Origin of the sequence: Prodigiosinella confusarubida (assembly GCF_002847015.1) — a bacterium.
GTDB classification, from domain to species: domain Bacteria; phylum Pseudomonadota; class Gammaproteobacteria; order Enterobacterales; family Enterobacteriaceae; genus Prodigiosinella; species Prodigiosinella aquatilis.
Genome location: NZ_CP025085.1, coordinates 54,092 through 80,697 on the forward strand (window position 1 = coordinate 54,092; position 26,606 = coordinate 80,697).

The following is a 26,606-nucleotide window of genomic DNA, read 5'->3' on the forward strand; positions in this document are numbered from 1 at the left end:
AAGTGACAATATTATTCAGATTTAACGTTTCTCTGCTGCTTCGCGTTCTGCCACTTCGGCATCCAGTTGTACCAGTTTCGCTGCCATCAAATCATGGCAATAGGCTGCCAGTTTGCGCGCTTGATCTTTAGTATAAGTGCTGGTATCAACCGGTGGCAGTATTTCAACGATCACATGGCCATTGTTCCAGCGATTGAGTTTGATCTTATTGCTGGTAGTGGAAATACAAATCGGCACCACTGGCACCCCGGCGGCAATTGCCGCATGAAAAGCGCCGGTTTTAAACGGCAGCAAACCACGACCTCGACTGCGAGTACCTTCCGGAAACATCCAGATAGAAATATTGTGCTCTTTGATATGTTTGACCACCTGGGTGATCGTGCCGTGGGCTTTAGTCCGGTTTTCCCGCTCAATTAGCAGGTTACCGGTCAGCCAGTAAAGCGGCCCAAAAAAAGGTATCCACAGTATACTTTTCTTACCGACGGTTACAGTACGTGGCTGCACCACACTCGCCGCCGTGACCATATCGTAATTATTCTGATGATTGGCAATGTAAATGCATTTACCGTAATGCGATGCCGCTTCTGGCACCCTCAGTTCCACTTTCAGGCCTAAAACCACAGACAATCGCCCGAAAAGACGGCCGAATGTTGATACATGACGAGGATTTCTAGGGCTGAACAGGCAGTAAACAGAACCAAAAACACTGACCAATATGGAAAAAACCATCACCACCAGGAACCGGAGAATGAATAACATAACAACCTCATTAGCCAACTGCCACCGCTAATACAGCGGTTTCACGATAAAAACACGGTGATCCTTCGACCTAAAACACCTTATCTTCCAGCCGGAAAATAAGGAGAAAGACACCAAAAGAAGAAACAGAAGAGGTGATAAAACACGACTTTATTTCCCCCGCCTGACTCCACGTTGCCGGTACAATCACTCTTCACTGTTGCCGTCACTGGGCGTTTCAGGCGTATCCACGTCTATCCGATCCACCCGCTGCAATCCACGTGGTAACAGCGTTCCCTTGCAACCCCGGCTGGCGTGATATTTCTGCAAATCTTCCGGATGCAGGTTGAGCTTACGTTTACCGACATACATTGTAACGGATGACTGCGGTGTGAGGATAAACAACCAGTTGATTTTATCCACACCACTGGCCGCCTGCGCGGCCGGGATAGCAATGATCTTGTTACCCTTTCCTTTCGACAATTGCGGCAAATCAGATACCGGGAACAATAACATCCGCCCTGCTTCAGTAATGGTCAGCAGCAGATCATCATCACGATGAGTTTCCAACGGTGACAATACCTTCGCGTTTTCCGGTAGCGCCAACACCGCTTTACCCACACGGTTACGCGCGACCAGATCATTAAAGGTACAAACAAAACCATAGCCGGCATCCGAAGCCAATAACATCCGCTGATCATCAGCCGCCATCAATACCTGTTCGATGGAGGCACCCGGTGGCAACATCAGCTTGCCAGTCAGCGGTTCGCCTTGTCCACGTGCCGATGGCATCGTCAGTGGGTCGAGAGCATAACTGCGTCCGGTGGAATCAATAAAGACCACCGGCTGGTTGCTCTTGCCGCGTGCGGCGGCACGGAAACTGTCTCCAGCCTTGTAGCTCAGCCCGGAAGGATCGATATCATGTCCTTTGGCGCTGCGTACCCACCCCATTTCGGAAAGCACAATCGTTACCGGCTCTGAAGGGGTCAGGTCATGCTCGCTCATCGCCTTGGCTTCACCGCGCTTACACAGTGGTGAACGGCGTTCGTCGCCATAAGCCAGAGCATCAGACTGAATCTCTTTTTTCAGCAGGTTATTCAATTTCCGTTCAGACGCCAGTAGCGCCTGTAGATGATCGCGTTCCTTGGCCAGATCGCTTTGTTCACCACGGATTTTCATCTCTTCCAGCTTGGCCAGGTGACGCAATTTCAATTCCAGTATCGCTTCAGCCTGTATTTCACTCAGACTGAACTGGCGCATCAATACCGGCTTCGGTTCATCTTCGGTACGGACGATATGAATAACATCATCAATATTTAGGAACGCAATCAGCAAACCTTCCAGAATATGCAGGCGCTTCAGCACCTTTTCCAGCCGGTAATCAAGACGACGGCGCACAGTTTCACGACGGAAAGTCAACCACTCGGTCAGGATTTCCAGCAGCCCTTTCACACTGGGCCGGCTATCCAGACCAATCATATTCATATTGATACGGTAGCTTTTTTCCAAATCGGTGGTAGCGAACAGATGATTCATCACCTGTTCCAGGTCGACACGGTTGGAACGCGGCACCAGCACCAGACGCGTCGGGTTTTCATGGTCAGATTCATCGCGCAAATCGTCGACCATCGGCAACTTTTTAGCCCGCATCTGACTGGCGATCTGCTCTAGCACCTTGGCCCCGGACACCTGATGCGGTAAGGCGGTAATGACTACACTGTTGTCCTCTTGTTTCCAGACCGCACGCATCCGTACCGAACCACGCCCGGTTTCATACATTTTGCACAGTTCGTCACGTGGCGTAATGATTTCCGCCTCAGTCGGGAAATCCGGCCCCTGGACATGCTGCAACAGTACATCCAGCGTGGCGTGCGGATTATCAATCAACGCTACGGCGGCGGCGGCAATCTCACGGATGTTATGCGGGGGAATATCCGTTGCCATACCCACCGCAATACCCGTCGTGCCATTCAACAGAATATTCGGCAGACGAGCCGGTAACATTCTGGGCTCCTGCAGGGTGCCGTCAAAGTTCGGGGAATAATCGACGGTGCCTTGTCCCAGCTCGCCCAGTAGCACTTCGGCATATTTGGACAACCGGGATTCGGTATAACGCATGGCGGCAAAAGACTTCGGATCGTCCGGCGCCCCCCAGTTTCCCTGTCCATCCACTAACGGATAACGGTAAGAGAACGGTTGAGCCATTAATACCATCGCCTCATAACAGGCGCTGTCGCCATGCGGATGGTATTTCCCCAATACATCCCCCACCGTACGAGCGGACTTCTTGAATTTGGCACTGGCATTCAGGCCCAGCTCCGACATAGCGTAGACGATACGGCGCTGTACGGGTTTCAAACCATCGCCGATAAAGGGTAATGCCCGATCCATGATGACGTACATGGAGTAGTTCAGATACGCATTTTCAGTAAACGTATGCAGCGCAAGGCTTTCTACGCCGTCATGAGTTATCTCACTCATTTATCTTATTTTCCTCACATCGCGGCGTGATTATTGAACTTTCCGACACGCCACACAGCGGTATGTTTGGAGAGGATAGTACCTTATCTGGTGATGTTGTGTCACAGGGAACAGGACACTGGCGGTGGAAAACAAGTCTGTCATTCGCTAAATAGCAACAACATGCTTATTTACTCGTCATTATGTAAGTAATAATTAATATGTGGATAAGGTCACAATTATTTATTTTGGCGAATAATGTGATCACGTTCTCAATTAACGGATACTGAAAGCAATGTTTTAATTTTGTCTCATCTTATGGACAGAATTTAGTATTGTCGTGATTTACTATCGCAACTAGATTAATCATTACAGAATTACCTGAAATAATACCGACTAAAAATAACCGTAAAGGAAATAAGTTAAAGAAACTAATCGACTATAAGCATCAGAAAATCTGAAACTCAACATAAGGGTAATATGATGCAGCCACTTACCTCGCGCCAGAACCGATTATTGAAATATCTGTTACAGCATCAAGAGTATGTAACAGTTAAAAATATTGCACATTACCTGGATGTGTCAGAAAAGACCGTCTATCGCGATATGCAATTTGTTGAAACCTTCCTTTCTGTCTGGAATATTCATCCAGACAAAAAGGTCGGTGCAGGAATCATGCTGACTTCCGATGATGATCGGGGTTTAACATTGCTGGAACAGCAGATTGTTGTAGATGACGGCGATACCGACGCGTTGATTAACAACGCCAGACGGATAAAAATCGCATCACAACTGTTGAGCGACACCCCCCATGAGACGTCGATCAATAAACTGTCAGAACGTTATTTTATCAGTAGTGCGTCGATCGTTAACGATCTCAAAATCATCGAAAGCTGGTTACAACCGTTGGGATTAACACTGGTTCGCAGCCAGAGCGGCACGCATATTGAAGGCAGTGAAAGCAGTGTGCGACAAGCGATGGTCTCGTTAATCAACGATGTCATGCAGCACAAAGAGCCCGGTCACCTTAACCATTCTCGCCTCGATCCCGGCAGCTATAAAGCGCTGACAAACCATTTCGGTGAAGACGATGTCGGTTTTGTGCAAACACTGTTGCAGGAAATGGAACAACAGCTTTCCTATACGCTTGGTGAACCTTATTACATCAATATCTTCACCCATACTTTGATTATGATGCACCGTATCGCGCAGGGAAAAGCGTTAATGATGGATGAAGATCATATTCATCAGCAGGTTGACAATCGTATATTTTCTATTGCGAAAAAAATGGTAAGCAGGATAGAACAGCGCGTCAATAACCGTTTACCTTCCGATGAAGTCTGGTTTATTTATCAATATATCATTTCTTCCGGCATTGTTATGGAAGAGCGGGAGGATAATCAGCTTCTTCGTTACCAATTCTCCAACGAAGAATCACGTCAGATAACTGGCACACTTATTCATGAATTTTCTAACCTGGTCCACTTTGATTTACGTGACGACAATATATTGCATGAAGGACTGCTTATTCACATTAAACCGCTGCTTAACCGATTAAAATATCACATTCATATCCGAAATCCTTTATTAGAAGATATCAAAAATGAGTTTCAGGATATTTACCAAATTACTCATCAAGCAATGAATGAGGTTTGTAATAAATTCCAGCTGGCACCCATTACCGAAGATGAAATTGGTTATCTGACAATCCACTTTCAGGCAACGTTAGAACAGAAGATTGCCCATAAGCGTATCCTGGTGGTCTGTTCCAGCGGAGTCGGCACATCGCATCTGCTGAAGAGCCGTATTCTAAGAGCATTTCCTGACTGGATTATTGTCGGTGTTGTTTCAGCCAGTAATATGGTGACCTTTTGCCAGCAGGAAAATGTTGAACTGATTATTTCCACCATTCACCTGGAAGAACAGCAGATACCCATTGTCTATGTATCCGCCTTTTTTAATGACGATGATATTAAGCGCGTAACAAAAAAAGTCATCGCCAATAAATTGCATCAGGCCGTTCATCAATCTCCCACGGCCGATCATTCATTTTCTTAATTTTATTTATGAGGTGTGATTAATGGATATCAACAAAATACTCAATGCCAATCGTGTAAAGTTGGCCATGACCGCAACGAATAAAGATGAAGTTATTAATGAATTAACTGATCTGTTATATGCCGATGGCGCCATAAGCAGTAAACAGGATTTTATTCATGATGTCTGGTTACGCGAGGCTGAAGGTTCCACTGGTTTTGAAAATCATATTGCTATTCCGCATGGAAAATCAGCGGCGGTGAAACAAACTACGTTAGCCATTGGTCGCACACTTCGGGATATTCCCTGGGAAACACTGGATGGTAGCCACGTCCGCTGCATTATCCTCTTCGCCGTGCGTCTGGAAGATCAGAACACGACACACATTCGCCTGCTGTCTCAGGTTGCCAGTGCGCTGGCCGACGATGAGGTGATTGCTCAACTGTTAGACGAGTCCGATCCCCATAAAATTATCCAACTGTTCAGTCAGTATGCAGAAACAGACCTTGTAAACCCTACATAAGACGAGGCTCAAAATGAATATTGTTTGTGTTGCCGCTTGTACGGCAGGTATCGCGCATACCTATATCGCGCGTGAGAAACTTATTAAAGGCGCCAAAGCCTTGAATTACGCTATCAGAGTAGAAACACAAGGCACTATTGGTACAGAAAATGAATTAACGCCGGATGAAATAGCCACAGCCGATGTCGTTATTCTGGCTGTCGATATCAAAATAAAAGGGGAAGAAAGATTTAAAGGGAAACCTATCGTCCGGGTAAAAACGGAAATTGTCATTAAATCTCCAGTCAAGTTTCTGGAAAAAGTCGCCGGCTCTTTAGCACGTGCCTGAATAACCATTCTTCGGGGAAAATATTATGAACGGCAAAAATAATACACTTGGCCAGGAAATAAAACGGCATCTCCTTACGGGTATTTCCTGGATGATTCCACTGATTGTCGCCGCCGGGATCTGTATCGCCCTCGGGCAGGTGATTGGCGGCCCCAGTGTCGCAGAGAAAACAGGCACCATTGCCTGGATGTTAAACCAGATTGGCGGCTGGGGTATGGGTTTGATCGTTCCGCTGATAAGCGCTGCGATTGCCTATTCGATCGCTGACCGCCCAGGCTTCGCTCCCGGCCTGATTGTGGGTTTCATCTGCGGTCAGATTCAAACTGGCTTTATTGGCGGTATTCTCGGCGGTTTTTTGGTCGGTTACGTGGTGCTTCTGCTGCGTCGCTATATCAAACTTCCGGCCTCTATGCAGGGGCTGATGCCCATCATGATCCTGCCGCTGCTCAGTACCATTATCGCCGGCTTACTGATGATGACATTTATCGGCCAACCTATCGTCTGGCTACAGAAAGCGCTGATTCATTTGCTTGAATCCATGCAAGGCGGCTCGAAGTTCCTGATGGGGGCTATTCTGGGAGCCATGGCGACTTTCGACTTCGGTGGGCCGGTGAACAAAACCATGTCACTGTTCGCCGACGGCATGTTGGTGGATGGTGTTTATGGCCCGGAAGCCGTCAAGTTTGTCGGTTCCATTATCCCGCCATTTGGCATCACACTCTCCTTCCTGCTGACCCGTTATAAATACACCCGAGCAGAGAAAGAGGCGCTAAAAGCCGCGTTCCCCATGGGTATCTGCATGATCACTGAAGGCGTGATCCCGATTGCTGCCCGCGATTTATTCCGGGTCGTTGCCAGTTGCGTGGTTGCTTCGGCGATTGCTGGTGGGCTGATCATGGTCTGGGGCGTAGAAGCGCCGGTGCCGCACGGCGGTATGTTCGTCGTCCCGCTATTTACCAAACCGCTGATGTTTTGCCTGGCATTAGGCATCGGTACGGTCATTTGCGGCGTGATGCTATCGCTGCTCAAGAAACGCGTCACTCAGGAAGATGAAGAGTTCGACGATGTTGAAGATACCAGCGTCCGTGATGAAGACATTAAATTCACCCTCGAGTAAACAGGAGCCACCATGTATGCCTCAATGAAAGCCATCATTGATGACGCGTATCAACAGCAGTATGCCGTGCTCGCCATCAACTGTTTCAACCTTGAGACCGCCCGGGCCGCTATTGCTGCCGCCGAACAGCAACAGGCTCCGCTGATTCTCAATGTCTACCAAGGACACTGCCAGCATTTCCCACCGCATCTTGCCGTGCCGCTGGTTCGTGCACTGGCGCAGCAAGCTGCCGTTCCGATCGCGCTGAGCCTGGATCACGGTACAGCGTTCGATCTGATCGGCCAGTCATTTCGAGCCGGGTTTACTGGCCTGATGATCGATGCATCCAGCCTTCCGCTGGCGGAAAATATTCGTCAGACGCATCAGGTAGTGCAAATGGCGATTACCGCCGGGGTCTGCGTAGAAGGGGAACTCGGACATATCGCCGACGCACCAGTGTATGACCGGGATGATGCCGCCGTGAAGATGACGCAGGTGGAAGATGTCATCCCCTTTATCCGTCAGACCGGCATTGATCTGCTCGCCGTGTCGGTAGGCACCGCCCATGGAATTTATCCCCCCGGCGTGATACCACAAATTGACTTTGAACGCCTTGAAGCCCTGCATCAGGCATCGACAGTGCCACTGGCGTTGCACGGCGGCAGCGGCACCAAGGCGGATGATATCCGCCGGGTGAGTCGCCATGGCGTTGCCAAAATCAATGTTGGTGCGGCGGTCTTTGAAGCAGGGAAAACGATGCTACAGCAGACATTACAACAGCATCCTGAAACCGAACTGGTTGATGTGCTGACCAGGATGGAATCCGCCTGCCGAGACGTGGTTTGTGAGTATCTCAGTTGGTCCGGCGCGTCGAATAAAGCATAACGCCTGACCATACCCGTTTTATGTAAGACACATCAGTGATGCCTCACTGATGCGGAAAAGCTTTACCTATCATCCAACACAGGGAGACAAAACATGTTGATTTCCATGCACGAAATATTGAAACCCACCCGCGAACATCGCTTTGCCATCGGCGCATTCAACGTCGCCGATAGCTGCTTTATCCGTGCCGTGGTGGAAGAAGCTGAATCAACCAATACACCCGCCATTATTTCCATTCATCCCAGTGAACTGGAATTTGTTACCGATACGTTCTTCGCCTATGTACGGGAAAGAACCTTGCGCAGCCCAGTGCCCTTTGTGATTCACCTCGACCACGGCGCGTCTATTGCGCATGTACAGCGGGCCATTCAGTGTGGGTTTACCTCCGTCATGATCGACGGTTCGCTGCTGCCTTATGAAGAGAACGTGGCGCTGACCACCGAAGTGGTCAAACTGGCGCATGCCGTCGGCGTTTCCGTTGAGGGAGAGTTGGGGACGATTGGCGATACCGGCACCACAATAGAAGGCGGCGTCAGTAAAGTCATCTATACCGAACCTGAACAGGCGGAGGATTTCGTCAACCGAACAGGTGTTGATACGCTGGCAGTGGCGATCGGTACGGCGCACGGCATTTACCCGAAAGACCTGAAGCCAGAGCTACAAATGCACATCCTGCGGGATATTTCGCAACGCGTGTCAATCCCGCTGGTATTACATGGCGGCTCCGCCAATCCGGATGAGGAGATCGCCGAAGCCGTGACACTCGGCGTGGGTAAGATAAACATCTCCAGCGATATGAAGTATGCCTATTTTAAAAAAGCACGTGAAATCCTCAGCCGTGAAACCTGGTGGGATCCCAATGCCATTTACCCGGAACCCATCAAGGCGGCCAAAGAAGTCATTCGCTATAAAATGGCGCTATTCGGTTCTACCGGTAAAGCCAGTTTATATTGATACGACAAACAGATAGTCACAATACAGACAGGGAGTGACGACACTCCCTGTCACTATGATCCAACTGATATACATCGATGCTAAATGCTTACTATTTGATGAGTCAGCAGTTTGTATGACTGGCGTGTTTATCCATTTTCGCATTATTGTTATTTAGTCAACAGTGTTGTGCGCAATCGCACATTTTTCTCACCTGTCATGCTGAGTAGACTACACCCATCTTCAATATCATCATGATTACCGGCGAGATAATCTGTCATGCATAACATTCTATTGATTAACGCGGGCAAAGCGTTTGCCCACTCCAAAGGCGCACTCAATAATACCCTGACCGATACTGCGGCGACGTTCCTGCGCGACAGTGGTCATAACGTTCGGATCACAACCGTCGATAACGGCTACGATATTCAACAGGAAGTTCAGAATTACCTGTGGGCTAATGCGGTGATTTATCAGATGCCAGCCTGGTGGATGGGCGAGCCCTGGATCCTGAAAAAATATATTGATGAAGTCTTCACGGCAGGCCACGGTTCACTCTACGCCAGCGATGGACGAACCCGCTCCGACGATGGCAAAAAGTACGGTTCTGGCGGTTTGTTACAGGGGAAACACTATATGCTTTCCCTGACCTGGAATGCCCCGTTGGAAGCGTTTACCGACCCAGATCAGTTCTTTCACGGTGTAGGGGTTGACGGCGTTTACTTACCGTTCCATAAAGCCAATCAGTTCATCGGCATGTCACCACTGCCCACCTTTATCTGTAATGATGTGATGAAACAGCCTGATGTTGCTGGCGATATCATCCGTTACCGTCAACACCTCGGACAGATTCTGGCCTAACGCCCAGCGCGCAACCCTGCCCTGTGTCTATAGTGGGTGTTGCGCGATTTTTTCACTGAGAAAATCCAGAAAGCAGGCGATCCGCACCGCCAGCTGGGTATTACGGTAATACACGGCATTCACCGGCAAACGCATATCCACCGTTTCATCCTCAAGGATCTGGACCAGATGTCCCGCAGCGATATCCTCCTGCGTCATAAAATCCGAGAGTCGCACGATACCTTCGCCACGCAGCGCCAGCAGGCGCAGCATCTCACCACTGGACGCAGCCAGTGCAGGTCTGATCGGGTAAACATCACCAGAAGCGCTACGTAACGGCCAGTGATTGAGCGATTCGATTTGTGTAAATCCCAACAGAGTATGGCTAGCCAACGCATCCACACTCATTGGCACGCCACAGCGACGCAGATATTCAGGGCTTGCCAGCACTCGCAACCGACTGGCTCCCAACGCGCGCGCATGAATGCTGGAGCCTCGCAGCGTACCAATGCGAATAGCGATATCGGTGTGCTGTTCCAGCAGATCGATAATCACATCATCGGTATTCAGCTCCAGCACAATTTGGGGGTAACGGCGACGAAACTCAGGGATCAACGGCACAATGACATGCTGCATAAACGAGGCGGCCGCATTAATTCGCAGCCGCCCACTGGGTTGTTCACGACGCAGTGCCATTTGTTCTTCGGCATATTCTACCGCCTGGATAACATCACGGGCCTGCTGTAAAAACAATTGCCCCTCTTCAGACAGAGAAAGCCGCCGGGTGGTACGGTGGATCAATGTGATATCCAGTTTGTGTTCCAGACGGCTCAAGGCACGGCTGATGCCGGACGTCGTTTGCCCTAACTGTTCAGCCGCCGCCGTGATGGAACCACTATCCACCACCACGACAAAAGCCTGCATCTCTTCCAGCGTGATTTTCATCGTAGGGTTACACTTCGATGTCGACCTTATCGCCTTTCTCCTGCAACCAGTTACGGCGATCTTCAGAGCGTTTTTTCGCCAGCAACATATCCATCATCGCCAGGGTTTGTTCTATATCACCTGCGTTAATCGTGAGCTGCACCAGACGCCGGGTATTAGGAGCGAGTGTCGTTTCACGCAACTGTAGAGGATTCATTTCCCCCAACCCTTTGAACCGCTGTACGTTTGGTTTGCCTTTTTTACGCTTCAGTTGTTCCAGAATGCCCGCTTTTTCTTCTTCATCCAGCGCGTAATAAACTTCTTTACCCAGATCAATACGATACAACGGCGGCATCGCCACATAGACATGGCCACCCTGAACCAAAGCGCGGAAATGGCGGACAAACAGTGCGCACAACAACGTGGCGATGTGCAGCCCATCAGAGTCCGCATCTGCCAGAATACAAATCTTGCCGTAACGGAGCTGACTCAGGTCGTCACTGTCTGGATCGATACCTATTGCTACCGAAATATCATGTACTTCCTGTGATGCCAGCACTTCATCCGAGGACACTTCCCAGGTATTGAGGATTTTTCCCTTCAACGGCATGATAGCCTGAAACTCACGCTCACGTGCCTGTTTAGCGGAACCGCCAGCAGAATCCCCTTCCACCAGAAACAATTCAGTGCGATTCAGATCCTGTGAGGTGCAATCCGCCAACTTACCGGGTAATGCCGGACCACTGGTGAGTTTCTTGCGCACCACTTTCTTGGCGGCACGCATACGCCGCTGAGCACTGGAGATCGCCAGTTCAGCCAGTTGTTCCGCTTCCTGGACGTTCTGGTTCAGCCACAAACTGAAGGCATCTTTCACCACGCCGGATACAAATGCGGCGCATTGACGGGAAGAGAGGCGTTCTTTGGTCTGTCCGGCAAACTGGGGGTCCTGCATTTTTACCGACAGCACATAGGCACAGCGATCCCATAGGTCTTCTGCGCTGAGTTTTACCCCGCGTGGCAGAATATTGCGGAATTCACAAAACTCCCGCATCGCATCCAGCAGCCCTTGACGCAGACCGTTAACATGCGTACCACCTTGCATGGTCGGAATCAGGTTGACATAACTTTCAGTCAACAGCTCGCCACCTTCCGGTAGCCAGAGCAGCGCCCATTCCACCGCTTCGGTATCACCGAGAATGGAACCAGTGAACGGTTTTTCCGGTAGCGTGGGCAGGCCGTTAACCGCTTCGCACAGGTAGTCGTTCAAGCCATCCTGATAACACCAGCGTTGCTCGGTATTGTTAATCAGATCCTTGAAGACCATTTCCACACCGGGGCACAACACGGCTTTGGCTTTCAGCAGATGCGTCAGACGTGATATTGAAAAGCGCGGGCTATCAAAGAATTTTTCATCCGGCCAGAAACGCAGCCGAGTACCCGTGTTGCGACGACCGCAAGTACCCGACACTGTCAGGTCCTGTACTTTGTCGCCGTTTTCAAATGCAATGTCATAGACTTGTCCATTCCGGCGTACTGAGACTTCAACCCGGAGAGACAATGCATTGACGACTGAAATCCCGACCCCATGCAGGCCACCGGAAAACTGATAGTTTTTATTGGAGAATTTGCCGCCGGCATGCAGACGACACATGATAAGTTCAATAGCCGGAACACCCTCTTCAGGGTGGATATCCACCGGCATGCCGCGACCGTCATCAATCACCTCCAGTGATTGATCGGGGTGCAGAATGACATCAATACGATGGGCATATCCTGCCAATGCTTCATCGACACTATTATCAATAACCTCTTGTCCCATATGGTTGGGACGCGTGGTATCCGTGTACATTCCCGGGCGACGGCGAACCGGCTCCAGTCCACTGAGTACTTCAATCGCATCAGCGTTATAACTTGATTGAGTCATGATTTGAATGAGTTAAGTCGTTGTTTGAAATGTAATGACGGCGTGTAACTTACACATGGATGACAGGCAAATTTTCGTTTTTACTCTGACACTATCACCGCAGTCTACGCCATGATGGTCAATTAGTCGTTAGCCCCAGAAAATCGATAATGGGTGCAAAAAAATGCTCAAACCCCATAAAGGCGTGGTTGCCCCCCGATTCTACTGTCTGACGACATGCGGTGTAATAGGCCACTGCCTGCCGGTAATCTAACACCTCATCGCCACTCTGTAGCAGACACCACAATAAATCCGGAGACTCCAGCGGTTCCACTTGCATGACCTTGAGATCATAAATGTGCCGAGACTCTAGCACATATTGCTCTCCGGTGTAGGGGTTCCGCTGTTCACCCAGATGACCGAGCAGTAGTTCAAACGGTCTCACCGCCGGATTAACCACCACCGCCGGTAACATAAAACACTGGGAAAGCCAGGTAGCATAATACCCACCCAACGAGGAACCAACAATGCCAAGCGGACGACCGGCCCGCTCCATCACCAGGTTCTCCATCATTTCGGCAGCATCTGCTGAATACGGCGGTAATTGAGGTACCAGCATCTCGATTTCAGGATGCTGCTGCGCAAGCCACGCCTTGAATGCTGTGGCTTTAGCCGAGAGGGGAGAACTGTTAAAACCGTGCAGATAAAGCAAGGTAGGCATCAGTAACCATCCGAATCCATATCAGGCCGGAATTCATCACCTTCCAGGCGGAACACCTGGGTTTCCATCCGTCCATCCGGGAATAACTCAAGATAACGCCAGCCAGGGGACACATTGTCAATGGTAAAGCTGGTGCAATGCGGTTTGAACTGCACACAGGTAGACGGCGTTGCCAGCAGACGTCGACCATTCCAGTCGAGATCCAGCTCTTGATGGATATGTCCACATAATACGGTATTAACCCGTGGATAGCGCACTAGCACAGCATTCAAACTATGAGCATTACGCAGGCTGTGCTGATCCAACCATGAGCAACCAGAAGGTAGCGGATGATGATGTAACATCAGCAGAGTAAAACGATGTGGGGCGGCAGCAAGACAACGCTCCAGCCATTCGATCTGATAGTCGCTCAATTCACCATAAGGTACGCCAAACACCTGGCTATCCAGCAGAATCACCTGCCAGTCATCGCCAAGTAAGACGTGTTTGGACGGTGCAATACCCGCGTCAGCCAGCGCATCCACCATGGCAGGCTGAAAATCGTGATTGCCCGGTAACCACACACAGGGAACAGCAAAACGGCGTATACCACAGGCAAAATGCTGATACGCTTCCAGTGAATGATCCTGCGCCAAATCGCCAGTCGCCGTAATCAGATCAAATTCATATCCCTGTGCCTCAATAGCATCCAGCACCGCGCGGTAGCTGCGGTAAGTATTAACGCCAAGCAATGTTTCTTGCTCGCGGAGAAACAAGTGGGTATCTGTTATTTGTAAAATCCTGACTTTGGCCCCACGCGCCACAGGAAGTGTTAACAGGCTTTCCAAATAATGTCCTTTGTCTCTGAAATCTGTCTAACAAACCGGAACCGACATCGAACCATACGCCAAACAATATTTTAGCCAATCAGCAAGGAACTGATTAATTTGATGCTTTTCGTCACGTTGATGTAACTTCTTGTTCGGATAATCATAACGTGCTTTAAAGCGGAAGATCTGCTGACTGGCACACACTTCCGCAACCATCGCATCATGGTATAGCCGAACCACGAGTGTTGGCAGGCTCCAGTAACTTACCGCCGGGGCAATTTGCTGAATTTTCACCAGCGAAGTGTAGCGTGTAGACTCAAGAATAGTTAAACGATAGCTGGCATTATGGATGTGATAAACCACCCTTTCGCCGACCTCATCATTACGGGGCAACAAACGGCGTAATTGTGCAAAATTGGTATCACACAGCCGCATCATTTCCGGGAAATCCGGGGTATAACGCCTCATAAATTCAGTCCACCCACTCGTTTCTCAGTGTTTCATGGTGCAACGCCAACCATTGCAAGGCAATGACAGAAGCTGCGTTATCAATAATCCCTTCTTCTACCCATTGGTAACTCTGCTCACGGCTCACCACATGGACGCGAATGTCCTCATGTTCTTCCGCCAGCCCATGGATCCCGTCCGCAGTACGGCTATCCACTTCCCCCACCATAATATCCAGACGTTCGCTGGTACCGCCAGGGCTGGATAAATAACTTAACACTGGGTTACATCGCCCCACCACCAAACCGGCTTCTTCCCGTGTTTCACGTCGTGCCACATCCTCCATGCTTTCGCCAGGTTCAATCATGCCAGCAACCAGTTCAAACAACCACGGGGAAGGGCTGGTATCGTAGGCGGCTATACGGATCTGTTCAATCAGAACGACCTCATCACGCACCGGATCATAAGGCAGTAAAACAACAGCGTTGCCACGCTCGAAAATTTCACGACTCACTTCACCACTCATTTCCCCATTGAACATGCGATGGCGGAAACGATAGTGTTCTAACGAGAAAAACCCCTTATAGAGCGTTTCACGCGCGATAATTTCTACATCGTCTTTGTTAAAAGTCGCCAGATTCCTGTCTGAGGACGCCATAATTCAACTCCCGTTAACAAATAGCTGTGAAGCCAGTCTTGAGTGATAAGAAATGATGGATGATACTCACTGTGTCTGTATGATATTGACGTGAACTTAGTCGTCCATTTTGCAGGCATAATGATTATAGGCAGTCTGCATGTGAATAACGTGTAAACCCCGGAACGTACACGGATGATATACGGCACGGAAGTGCGCCCAACATGTCATGAGCTGTCAGAATGGCAAAATACCATCGCCATTCTGAAATAGCACTGGAATACGATGGCACATTCGGCTACCTAATCCTATTGGTTGTTTCTGATAGAATTCGCCACTAATCGTCTCTAGATGGCGCTACCATAGCAACTTTGCGGCACAACAAGGAATGCAAATGAAGAAATTGCTCTCTCTTCTTATCGGTCTGAGCCTAAGCGGCTTTAGCGTTGTAAGCCAGGCGGAAGATCTATTACAAGTTTACCAGCAAGCTAGAGAAACCAACCCTGACTTGCGCAGTTCAGCGGCGACCCGTGATTCCGCCTTTGAGAAAATCAATGAAGCGCGTTCTTCATTGCTACCTCAGTTGGGCTTAGGTGCGGATTATACTTACACCAACGGTTTCCGTGATCGTAATGACGTTAACAGTAATGTTAAGAGTGCTTCATTGCAGTTAACTCAAACACTGTTTGATATGTCAAAATGGCGGGCATTAACCCTACAGGAAAAGCAGGCTGGTATCTCAGATGTAACTTATCAAACTGCCCAGCAGACTCTGCTTCTCAATACCGCGACGGCCTATTTTAACGTGCTGAGCGCCATTGACTCGCTGTCTTACTATAATGCGCAAAAACAGTCCATTTATCGTGAACTGGATCAGACCACGCAACGTTTCAATGTGGGATTGGTTGCCATTACCGACGTTCAGAATGCTCGGGCGCAATATGACAGCGTGCTGGCAAGCGAAGTTTCCGCACGTAATACATTGGATAATGCGCTTGAAAGTCTGCGTCAGATTACTGGCCAATTCTATCCGCAACTATCTGGTCTGAATATCAGCCATTTTAATACTCAGAAACCTGAACCGGTTAATGTTCTGTTGAAAAAAGCCGAAAATCACAACCTTACCTTGCTCTCTGCCCGTCTCAATCAGGATCTTTCCCGCGAACAGATTCGCTACGCGGAAAGTGGCCATTTACCAACACTTGATCTGACTGCATCTACCGGATTGAGCAATACTAAATATTCTGGTTCCAGGGCCACAGGCAGCAGTTATGTCGACAACAATATAGGTCAGAACCAAATAGGCCTGAGCTTCAATCTGCCGTTATACAGCGGTGGATCGACGAGTTCTCAAGTTAAGCAGGCCCAGGATAACTATGTAGCCAGCAGTGAAAATCTGGAAAGTTCTCATCGCACTGTTATTCAGACAGTACGTTCTTCCTATAACAACGTTTCTGCGTCCATCAGCAGTATCAATGCCTACAAGCAGTCTGTGATTTCTGCTCAAAGTTCACTAGATGCGATGGAAGCTGGTTATCAGGTAGGGACGCGTACCATTGTCGATGTATTGGATGCCACGACCACGTTGTATAATGCCAAACAGCAGTTATCCAGCGCGCGTTATAATTATTTGATTAACCAACTGAATATTAAAGACGCGTTAGGGACCCTGAACGAAAACGACCTGCGAATACTAAACGCGACACTGGGGAAACCGGTGTCCACAACGCCAGTATTCGTTGATAACAAGCCCATTGTTGCCATTTCACCGACAGCAGCCAGTAAATCCCGCCCGTAATATTTAGTAGTGGGGAGTACACTGACTCCCCACCATTTCTTCACAATTCTGTTTCCCGATCTTGTCCTCAACTAATTGTATAGCTGCGTAAAGAGCCTTTCGGGACAGTGCACATTACTTTAAATCCTTTTGGTGTTCCCTTATTCTTACAACTGCTTACAATCATTAGATTAATGTTGGGCAAGGAGCCCTTTCTCTGGGACAACATAATGAAAAGAACACAAAATATCAGTCACGACCACTTTCGCAAAGAGTGGCGGAACTATCATATAGCACCAATCGCCCTGGCGGTGAGTTCGGTTTTTCTGCTGGCCGGATGTGAAAAAGCTGACGAAACCGTCTCGCTATACCAAAATGCCGACGACTGTACGCGTGCTAATCCATCGATGAAAGAACAGTGTTTGGCGTCTTATAACAACGCGCTGAAAGAAGCAGAAAAAACCGCGCCCAAATATGCTACAAGAGAAGATTGTGTCGCTGAATTTGGCGAAGCGCAGTGTACCCAGGTTCCTGCCCAGGCCGGAATGGCAGCACAGCCGCAGCAAAGCGGTAGTTTCTGGATGCCGCTAATGGCAGGTTATATGATGGGTCGATTAATGGGCGGAGGGAGTTACGCGCAACAACCTTTGTTTACATCCAGGGCACCGAACAGCCCCGCCAATGGCAAATTTTTTGACGCTTCCGGTAAAGATTACGGTAAAGCAACAACCGGCAGAACAATAACGGTACCTAAAACCGCACTAGCCCCTAAACCCCCTACCACCACAACCATCACCCGTGGCGGATTCGGCGAACGGATTACCAAACAAAACACGCTGCGACGCACTAGCAGCAGCACTAAAATGTACCGCTCTATGGGTGGCTGAGGTTCATAAACATGAAACGGATTGCCATCACAGAACGGCCTGACTGGCGCGAAAAAGCAGCGGAATTCGGCTTCCAGTTTCACACCATGTACGGTGAACCTTACTGGTGTGAAGATGCCTATTACCAGTTTACACTGCCCCAGATCGAAGAGTTGGAGGATACCACGGCCGAACTGCACCAAATGTGCCTTCAACTGGTCGATAAAGTGGTGAACAGTGAGGAACTGCTGACCAAATTCCACATTCCCAAACATACTTGGGAGTTTGTACGACACTCATGGTTGACTCATCAACCGTCGCTCTACTCGCGTCTTGATCTGGCTTACGACGGGAAAAGCCCGGCAAAATTATTGGAAAATAATGCCGACACGCCAACGTCGTTATATGAATCTGCATTCTTCCAATGGATTTGGCTTGAGGATCAGATTAATGCGGGGAAACTGCCGAAGAGTGCCGATCAGTACAACAGTATTCAGGAAAAACTGATTGCGCGGTTTGAACATTTGCATATCAATCATGGTTTTAACCTATTGCATTTTACTTGTTGTCAAGACTCGCAAGAGGATCGGGGAACGGTACAATATCTACAGGACTGTACATTAGAAGCCGGACTGGCTAATGACTTCCTGTTTGTTGAAGAGATAGGTCTGGGTGAAAAAGGGCAATTTACTGACCTACAGGATCACGTCATCAGCAATCTCTTCAAGCTATACCCATGGGAGTTTATGTTGCGTGAAACCTTTTCCACCAAGCTGGCAGATGCCGGAGTACGCTGGCTGGAGCCCGGTTGGAAAAGCATCATATCCAACAAAGCGCTATTACCACTACTATGGGAAATGTTCCCCAATCATCCTAATCTGCTGCCTGCCTACTTTGCACAGGACAATCACCCGGCAATGGAAAACTATGTCATTAAACCGTTGTTTTCCCGTGAAGGAGCAAATATACAGATCATCCAGAATGGTCAACAGATTGCGTCAGTGGATGGCCCTTACGGTGAAGAGGGCAAGATTGTGCAACAATATCATCCACTGCCCAAATTCAATGACAGCTATACACTCATCGGCAGTTGGCTGGTGGATGATATCCCTTGCGGCATCGGTTTACGTGAAGATCGTGAACTGATCACTCAGGACCTGTCACGGTTTTACCCACATATCATTCTGGACTGAACAAAAGACACCGATTCAGGTGTCTTTTGTTTGTATAGCTAGCCGATCTGCGCCGATAACATGCTTAGCGATCCCATCTCAATACCATCCACCAGCACTGAAATCGGCTCTTCACCATCCCAGCTTCCCAGCACATATAGCAATGGCAGGAAATGTTCCGGCGTCGGGTTGGAAAACGCCGCATCCTCATGCTGTGTAAAATTCACCAATGGATGCTGTTTGCCTCGATAAGTCAGGTTTTCACGCACAAAATCATTAAATGCCACCGCCCAAGAATAAGGAGCCATATCTCCCTGCCACTTCACCATTCGCAAATTATGTACAACATTGCCACTGGCAACGATCATAACGCCTTGATCTCGTAGCGTAGCCAGCTTGCGGCCCAATTCATAATGATACTCTGCCGTCTGCGATCCATCCACACTCAGTTGTACAACCGGGATATTCGCGTCGGGGTACATTTTTATCAATACGCCCCAGGCCCCGTGATCCAACCCCCAGTCACCGTGATCGGCGGATACCGCAATCGGTGCCAACAATTGTTGGATTTTATAAGCCAATTCTGGTGCACCAGGAGCAGGATATTGAGTATCGAATAGCGCCTGTGGAAAACCGCCAAAATCATGGATAGTACGTGGTTTTTCCATCACGGTGACAGCTGTACCACGGGTATACCAGTGTGCGGATATTGCCAGAATCGCCTTTGGCCGTGGTAGTGTTTCTCCCAGCCGGCTCCAGACACGGGTATAGTCATTGTCTTCCAGCACGTTCATCGGACTACCATGTCCGAGGAACAGTGCGGGCATCCGGGAAGTGCTCATAAGCGTATCCTTAATTAACATTGGTAACGATATGGACACTACTTTACGCACATGTTTTTCAAAATGCTGTCAGATAAACGTGATAAAGACAGTCAATAAATTTGACAGTAACTTGTTATCAATTATGAAAAATGAAGGTTGGCACTTTAAGAGGTGGCAGTCATTGCATTGTTTCCACATAAAAAAAAGCGGCACATAGTCTATTACTATGTGCCGCTTTAAAAGATGGTGGAGTTGACCGGTAAGCCGGGTTCTGTCGTGGACAGCCATTCATCTAGGCCAGCACTCGCGTACTGGCTCAAGCAGCCTACCCGGGTTCAGTACGGGCCGTACCATGTGAACCCCTATTTGGCCTTGCTCCGGGTGGAGTTTACCGTGCCACGAACTGTTACCAGTCGCGCGGTGCGCTCTTACCGCACCCTTTCACCCTTACCTGATCCCGCTTGCACGGGCCATCGGCGGTTTACTCTCTGTTGCACTGGTCGTAGACTTTCGTCTCCCAGGCGTTACCTGGCACCCTGCCCTATGGAGCCCGGACTTTCCTCCCCTCCATCTGTCTCCCCCGAAAGGGACGGCAATGAAGCGGCGACTGTCTGGTCAACTCCGGCGCGGATGATAGGGCATATTGACGCTATTGTCATCCTTGTTTATTCGTTTTTTCCATCTTGTTCCAAAGCATACCGGTACAAGGCATTTTTCTTCACACTGTGAATTTCCGCCGCCAACGCCGCCGCCTTTTTCAAAGGTAGCGCTTCCCGCAGCAACGCCATCGTCCTTAACGCTTCAGCTGGCAACGCATCTTCATCCGGCTGATGGCCCTCAACAATCAGCACCATCTCACCTTTACGCCGGTTTTCATCTTCCAGTACCCAGTGCAACAACTCACCTACCGGCGCACCATGAATTGACTCCCAGGTTTTGGTCAGTTCACGCGCCAACACGATATAACGCTGTGGCCCCAATACCTCACAGATATCCTGCAAACTCTCCAGCAAACGATGTGTCGATTCGTAAAAAATCAGCGTTCTCGGTTCTTCCTGCAACTCACGTAATATGTCTTTACGCGCTTTGGTTTTGGCAGGCAAAAAACCTTCATAACAGAAACGATTAGATGCGATACCAGCCGCAGAAAGCGCAGTGATAGCCGCGCAGGGGCCAGGCAAGGGCACGATACGGATCCCGGCTTCACGGCAACGTCTGACCAGGTGATAACCAGGATCGTTAATCAGAGGCGTTCCGGCATCCGATACCAACGCGATGCTCATCCCACCCTGTAAGCGGGTTAGCAATTGTTCTGTTTTCTGCTGTTCATTATGGTCATGCAGTGCGAACAGTCGCGCATTAATTGCGAAATGTTGTAACAATAAACCAGTATGCCGGGTATCCTCTGCCGCAATAAGATCGACATGTTTCAATACGGCCAGTGCCCGTTGGGTAATATCGCCAAGATTACCAATGGGTGTCGGCACAATGTACAGGGTGGAGACAGAAATCTCTGCTTGTTGGTCTTGATTCATTGTTTCATCCGGGTTGCCGATTTAATATTGAGCATCTCTAAAACATTACTGGATACAGTATGCTTTCCTTAAATTATTTTCATACCCATACAGGCCGTTTAATACCTGTCATGTTAGCGGTACTGTTTCTCGCAGGTTGCCCAAGCCAGGTGCCACAGGGTCCGTCTACCCAACAGGTAGAGGGTAAAGCCGGGGCGACATCTGATTATTATCTGCAACAAATGCAGCAAAGCAGTGATAATAACAAGGCTGCCTGGCAATTACTTGCTATTCGTTCCCTGTTCCAGGAAGGCAAGCTGCCTCAGGCCAGTGCCCAGTTAAACGCACTGCCAACCCAATTAAGTGATAGCCAGCGCCAAGAACAACACCTGTTAACCGCAGAAATCGCCGCAGCTCAGAACGATGCGGCAGTGGCCAACACCGCACTGGGGCAACTAAATGTAGCGTCACTCTCCAAGTCGCAATTAGCGCGTTATTATCAAGTACAAATCAGCATCAATCAGGGGCATCCATCCCTGACGCTGATTCGTGCCTATATCGCTCAAGAGCCGCTTCTGCAAGGAGATGCCCATCAGAAAAATATCGATCTCACCTGGAGCGCATTGACAAAACTAAGTGCTCAGGACCTGATGTCGATAGCCATTAAAGCTGACGAAAACACCTTGCAAGGCTGGCTTGATTTACTGACTGCCTACCAAGGCGCGATAAAATCACCGGCAGATTTAAAAACGGCGATTGAGTATTGGCAGAAACGCTATCCACACCACCCAGCGGCCAAGACCCTGCCAACCGCACTAATCCAGGCACAGAGTCTACAGCCATCCGCGGTTAACAACATTGCTTTACTGCTACCGTTAAACGGACAGGCACAGGTATTTGCCGATGCCATCCAACAGGGCTTTAATGCAGCCAGAAGCGGCCAGGTCAGCATCAACACTCCAGCAGTACCTACGCCGTCGGCACCAGCATTGACCACACCAGATCAGACCACAACCACACCACAGACGCAGACGCAGACGCAGACGCAGACGCAGAATGATACTCTGTCGACGCCACCGTCATCTGCCGAATACAGCGCCGCCTCAGCGCCCACTCCATCACCAACGGCTTTGCCGGCCAATACGGTGAAAGTTTATGATACGTCTACCCAACCGCTGGCCAACATCATCGCTCAGGCCCAGCAGGATGGCGCTTCACTTATTGTTGGTCCACTGCTGAAAAACGAAGTGGACCAGTTGCCAGGCATGAACTCAACACTGAATATCCTCGCGCTTAACCAACCCGAGCATATTCAAAACCGTCCGAACATCTGTTATTTCGCGCTGTCGCCAGAAGATGAAGCACGCGATGCAGCGCAGTTCATTCACAGTCAGGGTAAACAGCATCCGTTAATCCTGGCACCTCGCGGCAATCTGGGTGATCGCGTCGTGATGGCATTTGCCAATACCTGGCAGCAGTTGGGAGGCACAACAGCGCTGCAACAACGTATTGGTGGTGTTGATGAGTTAAAGCAGGCGATGAACAGGGGAGCCGGTTTGACACTCACCGGTCAACCAGTTATGACATCTACCGCTCAGAGCTTACCGTCAACCACCGGGGCGGGGTTGACTATTCCAGCGCAAGTGCAACCAGTAGCCAGCGTGTCAACGAACGGAAATGTAGATGCGGTTTACATTATTGCCACACCAGACGAATTGTCATTGATTAAACCGATGATCGACATGCGAACTCAGTCGCAGAACCGCCCAGCACTGTATGCCAGTTCACGCAGCTACCAGGCAGACCTGGGACCAGACTTCCGCTTAGAGATGGAGGGATTGCAATTCAGTGAAATTCCTCTATTGGCTGGTAGTAATCCGACGCTGATGCAGCAGGTTAGTCATCAGTTTAAAAATGACTATTCTCTGGTACGCCTTTATGCCATGGGAATGGACGCCTGGTCGTTAGCCAGCCATTTCACACAGATGCGACAACTGCCCGGCTATCAGATTGCAGGTGCAACAGGTACACTTAGTGCGACACCAGACTGCGTAATTAACCGCAAATTGACCTGGCTACAATTCCGTCAGGGACAGCTGGTACCTGCATCCTGAACCATCGTGCCACCGGAACTCAATTTGAGCAACAGGCCCGGCGTTATCTGGAACATGCCGGGTTGGTTTTCGTGGCAGCCAATGTGACATTGCGTGGTGGCGAGCTGGATTTAATCATGCAAGACCGTCAGACTCTGGTCTTTGTCGAGGTTCGTTACCGGCGTAATGCCGACTTTGGTGATGCTGCTGCCAGCGTTACCTGGCGGAAACAGCGACGGTTACTTCATGCGGCAGCGGTCTGGTTATCTCGCCAGGGGGGCAGTCTGGATACTATTGACTGCCGCTTTGATGTGCTGGCAATTACCGGTAATCAGATAGACTGGATTCCCAATGCGTTTGCCGCACACACATAATTTTTCTGATTCCTAACCCTGAAAAGTAGGTTAACCAAACGTGCTGGATAGAATTAAAGTCTGTTTTACCGAGAGTATTCAAACTCAGATTGCTGCTGCAGAAGCACTGCCTGACGCCATTTCTCGAGCAGCGGTCGCCATGGTTCAATCATTACTTAATGGTAACAAAATTCTGTGCTGTGGTAATGGTACGTCAGCTGCCAACGCACAGCATTTCGCCGCCAGTATGATTAATCGTTTTGAGACAGAACGGCCCAGCTTACCGGCTATTGCACTTAGTGCAGATAATGTGGTCTTAACAGCGATTGCCAATGATCGATTACACGAGGAAGTCTATGCCAAACAGGTTCGCGCATTAGGACAGACCGGGGACGTGTTGCTGGCAATCTCAACCCGCGGAAACAGCCGTGATATTGTGAAAGCGGTCGAAGCAGCAGTGACAAGGGATATGACCATTGTGGCATTAACCGGTTATGATGGCGGCGAGTTGGCGGGTCTGCTTGGTCAACAAGACGTGGAAATCCGCATCCCTTCCCACCGTAGTGCCCGTATACAAGAGATGCACATGCTGACAGTCAACTGTCTGTGCGATTTAATTGATAACACGCTTTTTCCACACCAAAACGACTAAGGAGCACCCATGAGGATATATTCTTGCATTGCCGTGCTATCTGCAGCCCTGCTGCTACAAGGCTGTCTCGGGGTTGTGGCTGTCGGCAGCGCCGTTGCAACAAAATCCGCGACTGATCCGCGAACAATAGGAACCCAGGTGGATGACGGAACGCTGGAATTGCGCGTATCCAATGCATTAAGCAAAGATGCTCAAATAAGTAAAGAAGCACGCGTGGTGGCTACTGCCTATCAAGGCAAAGTGCTGCTGACCGGCCAGTCTCCAAATACGGAACTGTCTAATCGGGCGAAACAGATCGCTATGGGCGTGGAAGGGGCTACGGAAGTTTATAACGAAATCCGTAAAGGCAAACCGATATCATTAGGCACTGCCTCCATGGATACCTGGCTCACAACCAAGATACGCTCTCAGTTATTGGCTAGTGACACAGTGAAATCATCCGATGTCAAAGTTACCACGGAAAACAGCGAAGTATTCCTGCTCGGAATAGTAACCCGTCGTGAAGGTGCGGCGGCGGCAGAAATCGCCAGTAAAGTCAGTGGTGTAAAACATGTAACTACCGCTTTCACCTATCTGGATTAGACCCACTGTTATGGCAAAACCGTCAGACTGCTGACAAACTTGCATGAGCACAAATGGCCCATTCTTGAACAAGCAAGACTGGGCCATTTTGAATCAAACCGTTAAATATCATCGTAGCGTTTCATTACCAAGAATGCCGATGTCAGCAAGCTGTTTTCTGGTCGGCGGTGATAACAACCAAATATTCCGCCTGGTTTCAACACTGACGTTTCTGGCACTTTTCCCTGTGTCAGAGTCCTCTGCTCCCGTTAGTAATGAGGCATATCCTGCACGAATAATCTGCTGTTGGTAACGGGGTTGGGCAAGGGCCGCATCTGCCTGCAGCATTAATGGAATCAACCGACTGCTTTGGCGGTCCAGCGTTTTATGCGGCCATAGCTTGTTTTCGTCCAGATAAGGGGCCATAAAATCCAGCATCGCTATCAGTCCGCTCCCCTTTGCTGTTCGATATTTCCAGAGATTTTCACCGACTTTATCTGCCAGAATAGCCATGGATGTCACCGCTTGCAGATTAAAATAGCTATAGTGAAAAGAGCGAGTGCGAGCCAGCTCTTCTGGCTGTGAGCCATCTGCCGCAAGCTGGTGATCAAGCTTCTGGCGCTGGAGTTCTACCATCGCTTTTACCAATGCAGGTTGCTTCAGATACCAGGCAATACCTGCAACCTGAACCGCATACCAACTGCCATGATTATTCTTCGCCGTAGCCTCTTTCTTACCATTCCTGCTAGTTTGCAGCCAGGTGAGATACTCATTCATCCACTGGTGCATCTTTTGCTCATCCTGTGCGGTCCATTTCGGAGACTGACGCAGCATAACCAATGAATCAACGATACGAGTCGAAAAGTAACGGCCATCAAGAACGCCAGCACCACGTCCAGCATTAATACCCGGAATCCCTTGCGCGTAATTGAGATTTGGATTCATACGGGTAGCTGGTTCAATAAACCAGGTACGGATCATTGAAATAGCTTTATTGGCGTATTCAGGCTTGTCCGAAAAATACCAGGCCAATGTCAGCGCCTGAACATGTTCTGTGAAAGCCGCCAGTCGAACACCATCACTTTGCTCATTTTTACTGGCAGGATTGACCTGTCCATCTCGCCGAATCCAGGGGAGTCCATCCTCCTTTTCCGGGTCAGGCCACCAATAGGCACTCAGACTCATATAATCGTGACGGGAACCGCTGGGAGGTATTGAAAGTTTTTGAGTAACCGAGGGGTTAGGAGCCTGAAGTACTTTGTTCGCTTCCGATAAAAGTTGACGATAGGCCAATCGGGTCTGAGGTGTTGCTACCTGTTGCTTAAGCTGCTGTTTAACCGTTTGTAGCTGGGTTGGATCCAAAAATACATAAGCATGCCTGTTGTTTTCAGCACTTGCGCTTCCTATTACACTAAAGCCGCCCCATAACGAGAGCGCCAACAGCAGCAAATAACTCGGGTACATATTCGCCCTTTAGAATAAATCATCTATCACAACTTACTTATATTAATAC

At 49.3% G+C, this 26,606-nt stretch carries 25 protein-coding genes and 1 other RNA gene; 14 read left to right on the forward strand and 12 right to left on the reverse strand.

The features are described 5' to 3' along the window. Positions 1–21: 21 nt before the first annotated feature. Together CWC46_RS00230 and parC are read right to left on the reverse strand one after the other, a co-directional pair. Positions 22–759, reverse strand: coding sequence for a 1-acylglycerol-3-phosphate O-acyltransferase (locus tag CWC46_RS00230; protein ID WP_021014206.1), 738 nt, complete (start codon positions 757–759; stop codon positions 22–24). A gap of 186 nt (positions 760–945) precedes the next feature. Beyond that, positions 946–3,219 (reverse strand): DNA topoisomerase IV subunit A, encoded by a 2,274-nt coding sequence (gene parC / locus CWC46_RS00235; protein WP_021014205.1) that lies wholly within the window; start codon positions 3,217–3,219, stop codon positions 946–948. A gap of 459 nt (positions 3,220–3,678) precedes the next feature. On the opposite strand from parC, the gene CWC46_RS00240 reads away from it, so the two are divergent. The 7 genes from CWC46_RS00240 to CWC46_RS00270 all read left to right on the forward strand — a co-directional run bounded on the left by CWC46_RS00240 (position 3,679) and on the right by CWC46_RS00270 (position 9,861). Then, positions 3,679–5,256 carry a BglG family transcription antiterminator gene (locus CWC46_RS00240; protein ID WP_021014204.1) on the forward strand — a complete coding sequence of 526 codons (1,578 nt, stop codon included), beginning with the start codon at positions 3,679–3,681 and terminating at the stop codon, positions 5,254–5,256. Positions 5,257–5,278: 22 nt separating this feature from the next. Continuing rightward, positions 5,279–5,758: a PTS sugar transporter subunit IIA gene (locus tag CWC46_RS00245; RefSeq protein WP_021014203.1), complete on the forward strand. Its 480-nt coding sequence runs from the start codon at positions 5,279–5,281 to the stop codon at positions 5,756–5,758. A gap of 13 nt (positions 5,759–5,771) precedes the next feature. Beyond that, positions 5,772–6,086: a PTS fructose transporter subunit IIB gene (locus tag CWC46_RS00250; RefSeq protein ID WP_021014202.1), complete on the forward strand. Its 315-nt coding sequence runs from the start codon at positions 5,772–5,774 to the stop codon at positions 6,084–6,086. A gap of 25 nt (positions 6,087–6,111) precedes the next feature. After that, positions 6,112–7,203, forward strand: coding sequence for a PTS fructose transporter subunit IIC (locus CWC46_RS00255; protein ID WP_021014201.1), 1,092 nt, complete (start codon positions 6,112–6,114; stop codon positions 7,201–7,203). A 12-nt stretch (positions 7,204–7,215) separates the two neighbouring features. Continuing rightward, complete coding sequence (locus CWC46_RS00260; RefSeq protein WP_021014200.1) at positions 7,216–8,067, forward strand: class II fructose-bisphosphate aldolase; 852 nt, start codon at positions 7,216–7,218, stop codon at positions 8,065–8,067. A gap of 93 nt (positions 8,068–8,160) precedes the next feature. Then, positions 8,161–9,021 (forward strand): ketose-bisphosphate aldolase, encoded by an 861-nt coding sequence (locus CWC46_RS00265; protein WP_021014199.1) that lies wholly within the window; start codon positions 8,161–8,163, stop codon positions 9,019–9,021. Between the two features lie 258 nt (positions 9,022–9,279). Further along, a complete protein-coding gene (locus tag CWC46_RS00270; protein ID WP_021014198.1) occupies positions 9,280–9,861 on the forward strand; it encodes an NAD(P)H-dependent oxidoreductase in 582 nt (193 codons plus the stop codon). Between the two features lie 27 nt (positions 9,862–9,888). Here the strand turns inward: CWC46_RS00270 and CWC46_RS00275 are convergent, their stop codons facing one another. From CWC46_RS00275 to nudF, 6 genes are all read right to left on the reverse strand, one after another. Then, a complete protein-coding gene (locus tag CWC46_RS00275; protein ID WP_021014197.1) occupies positions 9,889–10,785 on the reverse strand; it encodes a LysR family transcriptional regulator in 897 nt (298 codons plus the stop codon). A 7-nt stretch (positions 10,786–10,792) separates the two neighbouring features. After that, the gene (gene parE / locus CWC46_RS00280; RefSeq protein WP_021014196.1) at positions 10,793–12,688 is read right to left on the reverse strand and encodes a DNA topoisomerase IV subunit B; all 1,896 of its coding nucleotides are present in this window, start codon (positions 12,686–12,688) and stop codon (positions 10,793–10,795) included. A gap of 118 nt (positions 12,689–12,806) precedes the next feature. Continuing rightward, positions 12,807–13,388, reverse strand: coding sequence for an esterase YqiA (yqiA, locus tag CWC46_RS00285; RefSeq protein ID WP_021014195.1), 582 nt, complete (start codon positions 13,386–13,388; stop codon positions 12,807–12,809). Further along, positions 13,388–14,215, reverse strand: a complete 828-nt coding sequence (gene cpdA / locus CWC46_RS00290; RefSeq protein ID WP_021014194.1) for a 3',5'-cyclic-AMP phosphodiesterase — start codon at positions 14,213–14,215, stop codon at positions 13,388–13,390. The genes yqiA and cpdA overlap by 1 nt, the downstream gene beginning before the upstream one ends. 27 nt (positions 14,216–14,242) lie before the next feature. Then, a complete protein-coding gene (locus CWC46_RS00295) occupies positions 14,243–14,665 on the reverse strand; it encodes a DUF1249 family protein (RefSeq protein ID WP_021014193.1) in 423 nt (140 codons plus the stop codon). Between the two features lie 4 nt (positions 14,666–14,669). Next, positions 14,670–15,302, reverse strand: a complete 633-nt coding sequence (gene nudF / locus CWC46_RS00300) for an ADP-ribose diphosphatase (RefSeq protein ID WP_021014192.1) — start codon at positions 15,300–15,302, stop codon at positions 14,670–14,672. 373 nt (positions 15,303–15,675) lie between these two features. Between nudF and tolC the strand changes: the two genes are divergently transcribed. The 3 genes from tolC to CWC46_RS00315 all read left to right on the forward strand — a co-directional run bounded on the left by tolC (position 15,676) and on the right by CWC46_RS00315 (position 19,117). Continuing rightward, positions 15,676–17,079 carry an outer membrane channel protein TolC gene (tolC, locus tag CWC46_RS00305; RefSeq protein WP_021014191.1) on the forward strand — a complete coding sequence of 468 codons (1,404 nt, stop codon included), beginning with the start codon at positions 15,676–15,678 and terminating at the stop codon, positions 17,077–17,079. Positions 17,080–17,288: 209 nt separating this feature from the next. Beyond that, entirely contained in the window at positions 17,289–17,945 is a 657-nt protein-coding gene (locus CWC46_RS00310; protein WP_021014190.1) for a DUF1190 family protein, read from the forward strand. An 11-nt stretch (positions 17,946–17,956) separates the two neighbouring features. After that, the gene (locus CWC46_RS00315) at positions 17,957–19,117 is read left to right on the forward strand and encodes a glutathionylspermidine synthase family protein (protein WP_021014189.1); all 1,161 of its coding nucleotides are present in this window, start codon (positions 17,957–17,959) and stop codon (positions 19,115–19,117) included. Between the two features lie 38 nt (positions 19,118–19,155). Here CWC46_RS00315 and ygiD read toward each other — a convergent pair whose 3' ends face one another. The 3 genes from ygiD to rsmI form a co-directional block, all read right to left on the reverse strand. Next, complete coding sequence (ygiD, locus tag CWC46_RS00320) at positions 19,156–19,938, reverse strand: 4,5-DOPA-extradiol-dioxygenase (protein ID WP_021014188.1); 783 nt, start codon at positions 19,936–19,938, stop codon at positions 19,156–19,158. A 226-nt stretch (positions 19,939–20,164) separates the two neighbouring features. Then, positions 20,165–20,543, reverse strand: an RNA gene (gene rnpB / locus CWC46_RS00325) — RNase P RNA component class A. Positions 20,544–20,585: 42 nt separating this feature from the next. Beyond that, a complete protein-coding gene (gene rsmI / locus CWC46_RS00330) occupies positions 20,586–21,455 on the reverse strand; it encodes a 16S rRNA (cytidine(1402)-2'-O)-methyltransferase (RefSeq protein WP_021014186.1) in 870 nt (289 codons plus the stop codon). Between the two features lie 59 nt (positions 21,456–21,514). Here rsmI and CWC46_RS00335 point away from each other — a divergent pair, with 59 nt between their 5' ends. Genes CWC46_RS00335 through dolP form a run of 4 tightly spaced genes read left to right on the forward strand, consistent with a single transcriptional unit; the run spans position 21,515 to position 25,114 of the window. After that, positions 21,515–23,548, forward strand: a complete 2,034-nt coding sequence (locus tag CWC46_RS00335; protein WP_021014185.1) for a penicillin-binding protein activator — start codon at positions 21,515–21,517, stop codon at positions 23,546–23,548. Next, positions 23,545–23,901 (forward strand): YraN family protein, encoded by a 357-nt coding sequence (locus CWC46_RS00340; RefSeq protein ID WP_173861221.1) that lies wholly within the window; start codon positions 23,545–23,547, stop codon positions 23,899–23,901. Before CWC46_RS00335 ends, CWC46_RS00340 begins: the two co-directional genes overlap by 4 nt. A gap of 40 nt (positions 23,902–23,941) precedes the next feature. After that, positions 23,942–24,532 carry a DnaA initiator-associating protein DiaA gene (diaA, locus tag CWC46_RS00345; protein WP_021014183.1) on the forward strand — a complete coding sequence of 197 codons (591 nt, stop codon included), beginning with the start codon at positions 23,942–23,944 and terminating at the stop codon, positions 24,530–24,532. 9 nt (positions 24,533–24,541) lie between these two features. Next, entirely contained in the window at positions 24,542–25,114 is a 573-nt protein-coding gene (dolP, locus tag CWC46_RS00350; RefSeq protein WP_021014182.1) for a division/outer membrane stress-associated lipid-binding lipoprotein, read from the forward strand. A 108-nt stretch (positions 25,115–25,222) separates the two neighbouring features. On the opposite strand, the gene CWC46_RS00355 is transcribed toward dolP, so the two are convergent. Then, positions 25,223–26,557, reverse strand: a complete 1,335-nt coding sequence (locus CWC46_RS00355; protein ID WP_021014181.1) for an alginate lyase family protein — start codon at positions 26,555–26,557, stop codon at positions 25,223–25,225. Positions 26,558–26,606: the final 49 nt, after the last annotated feature.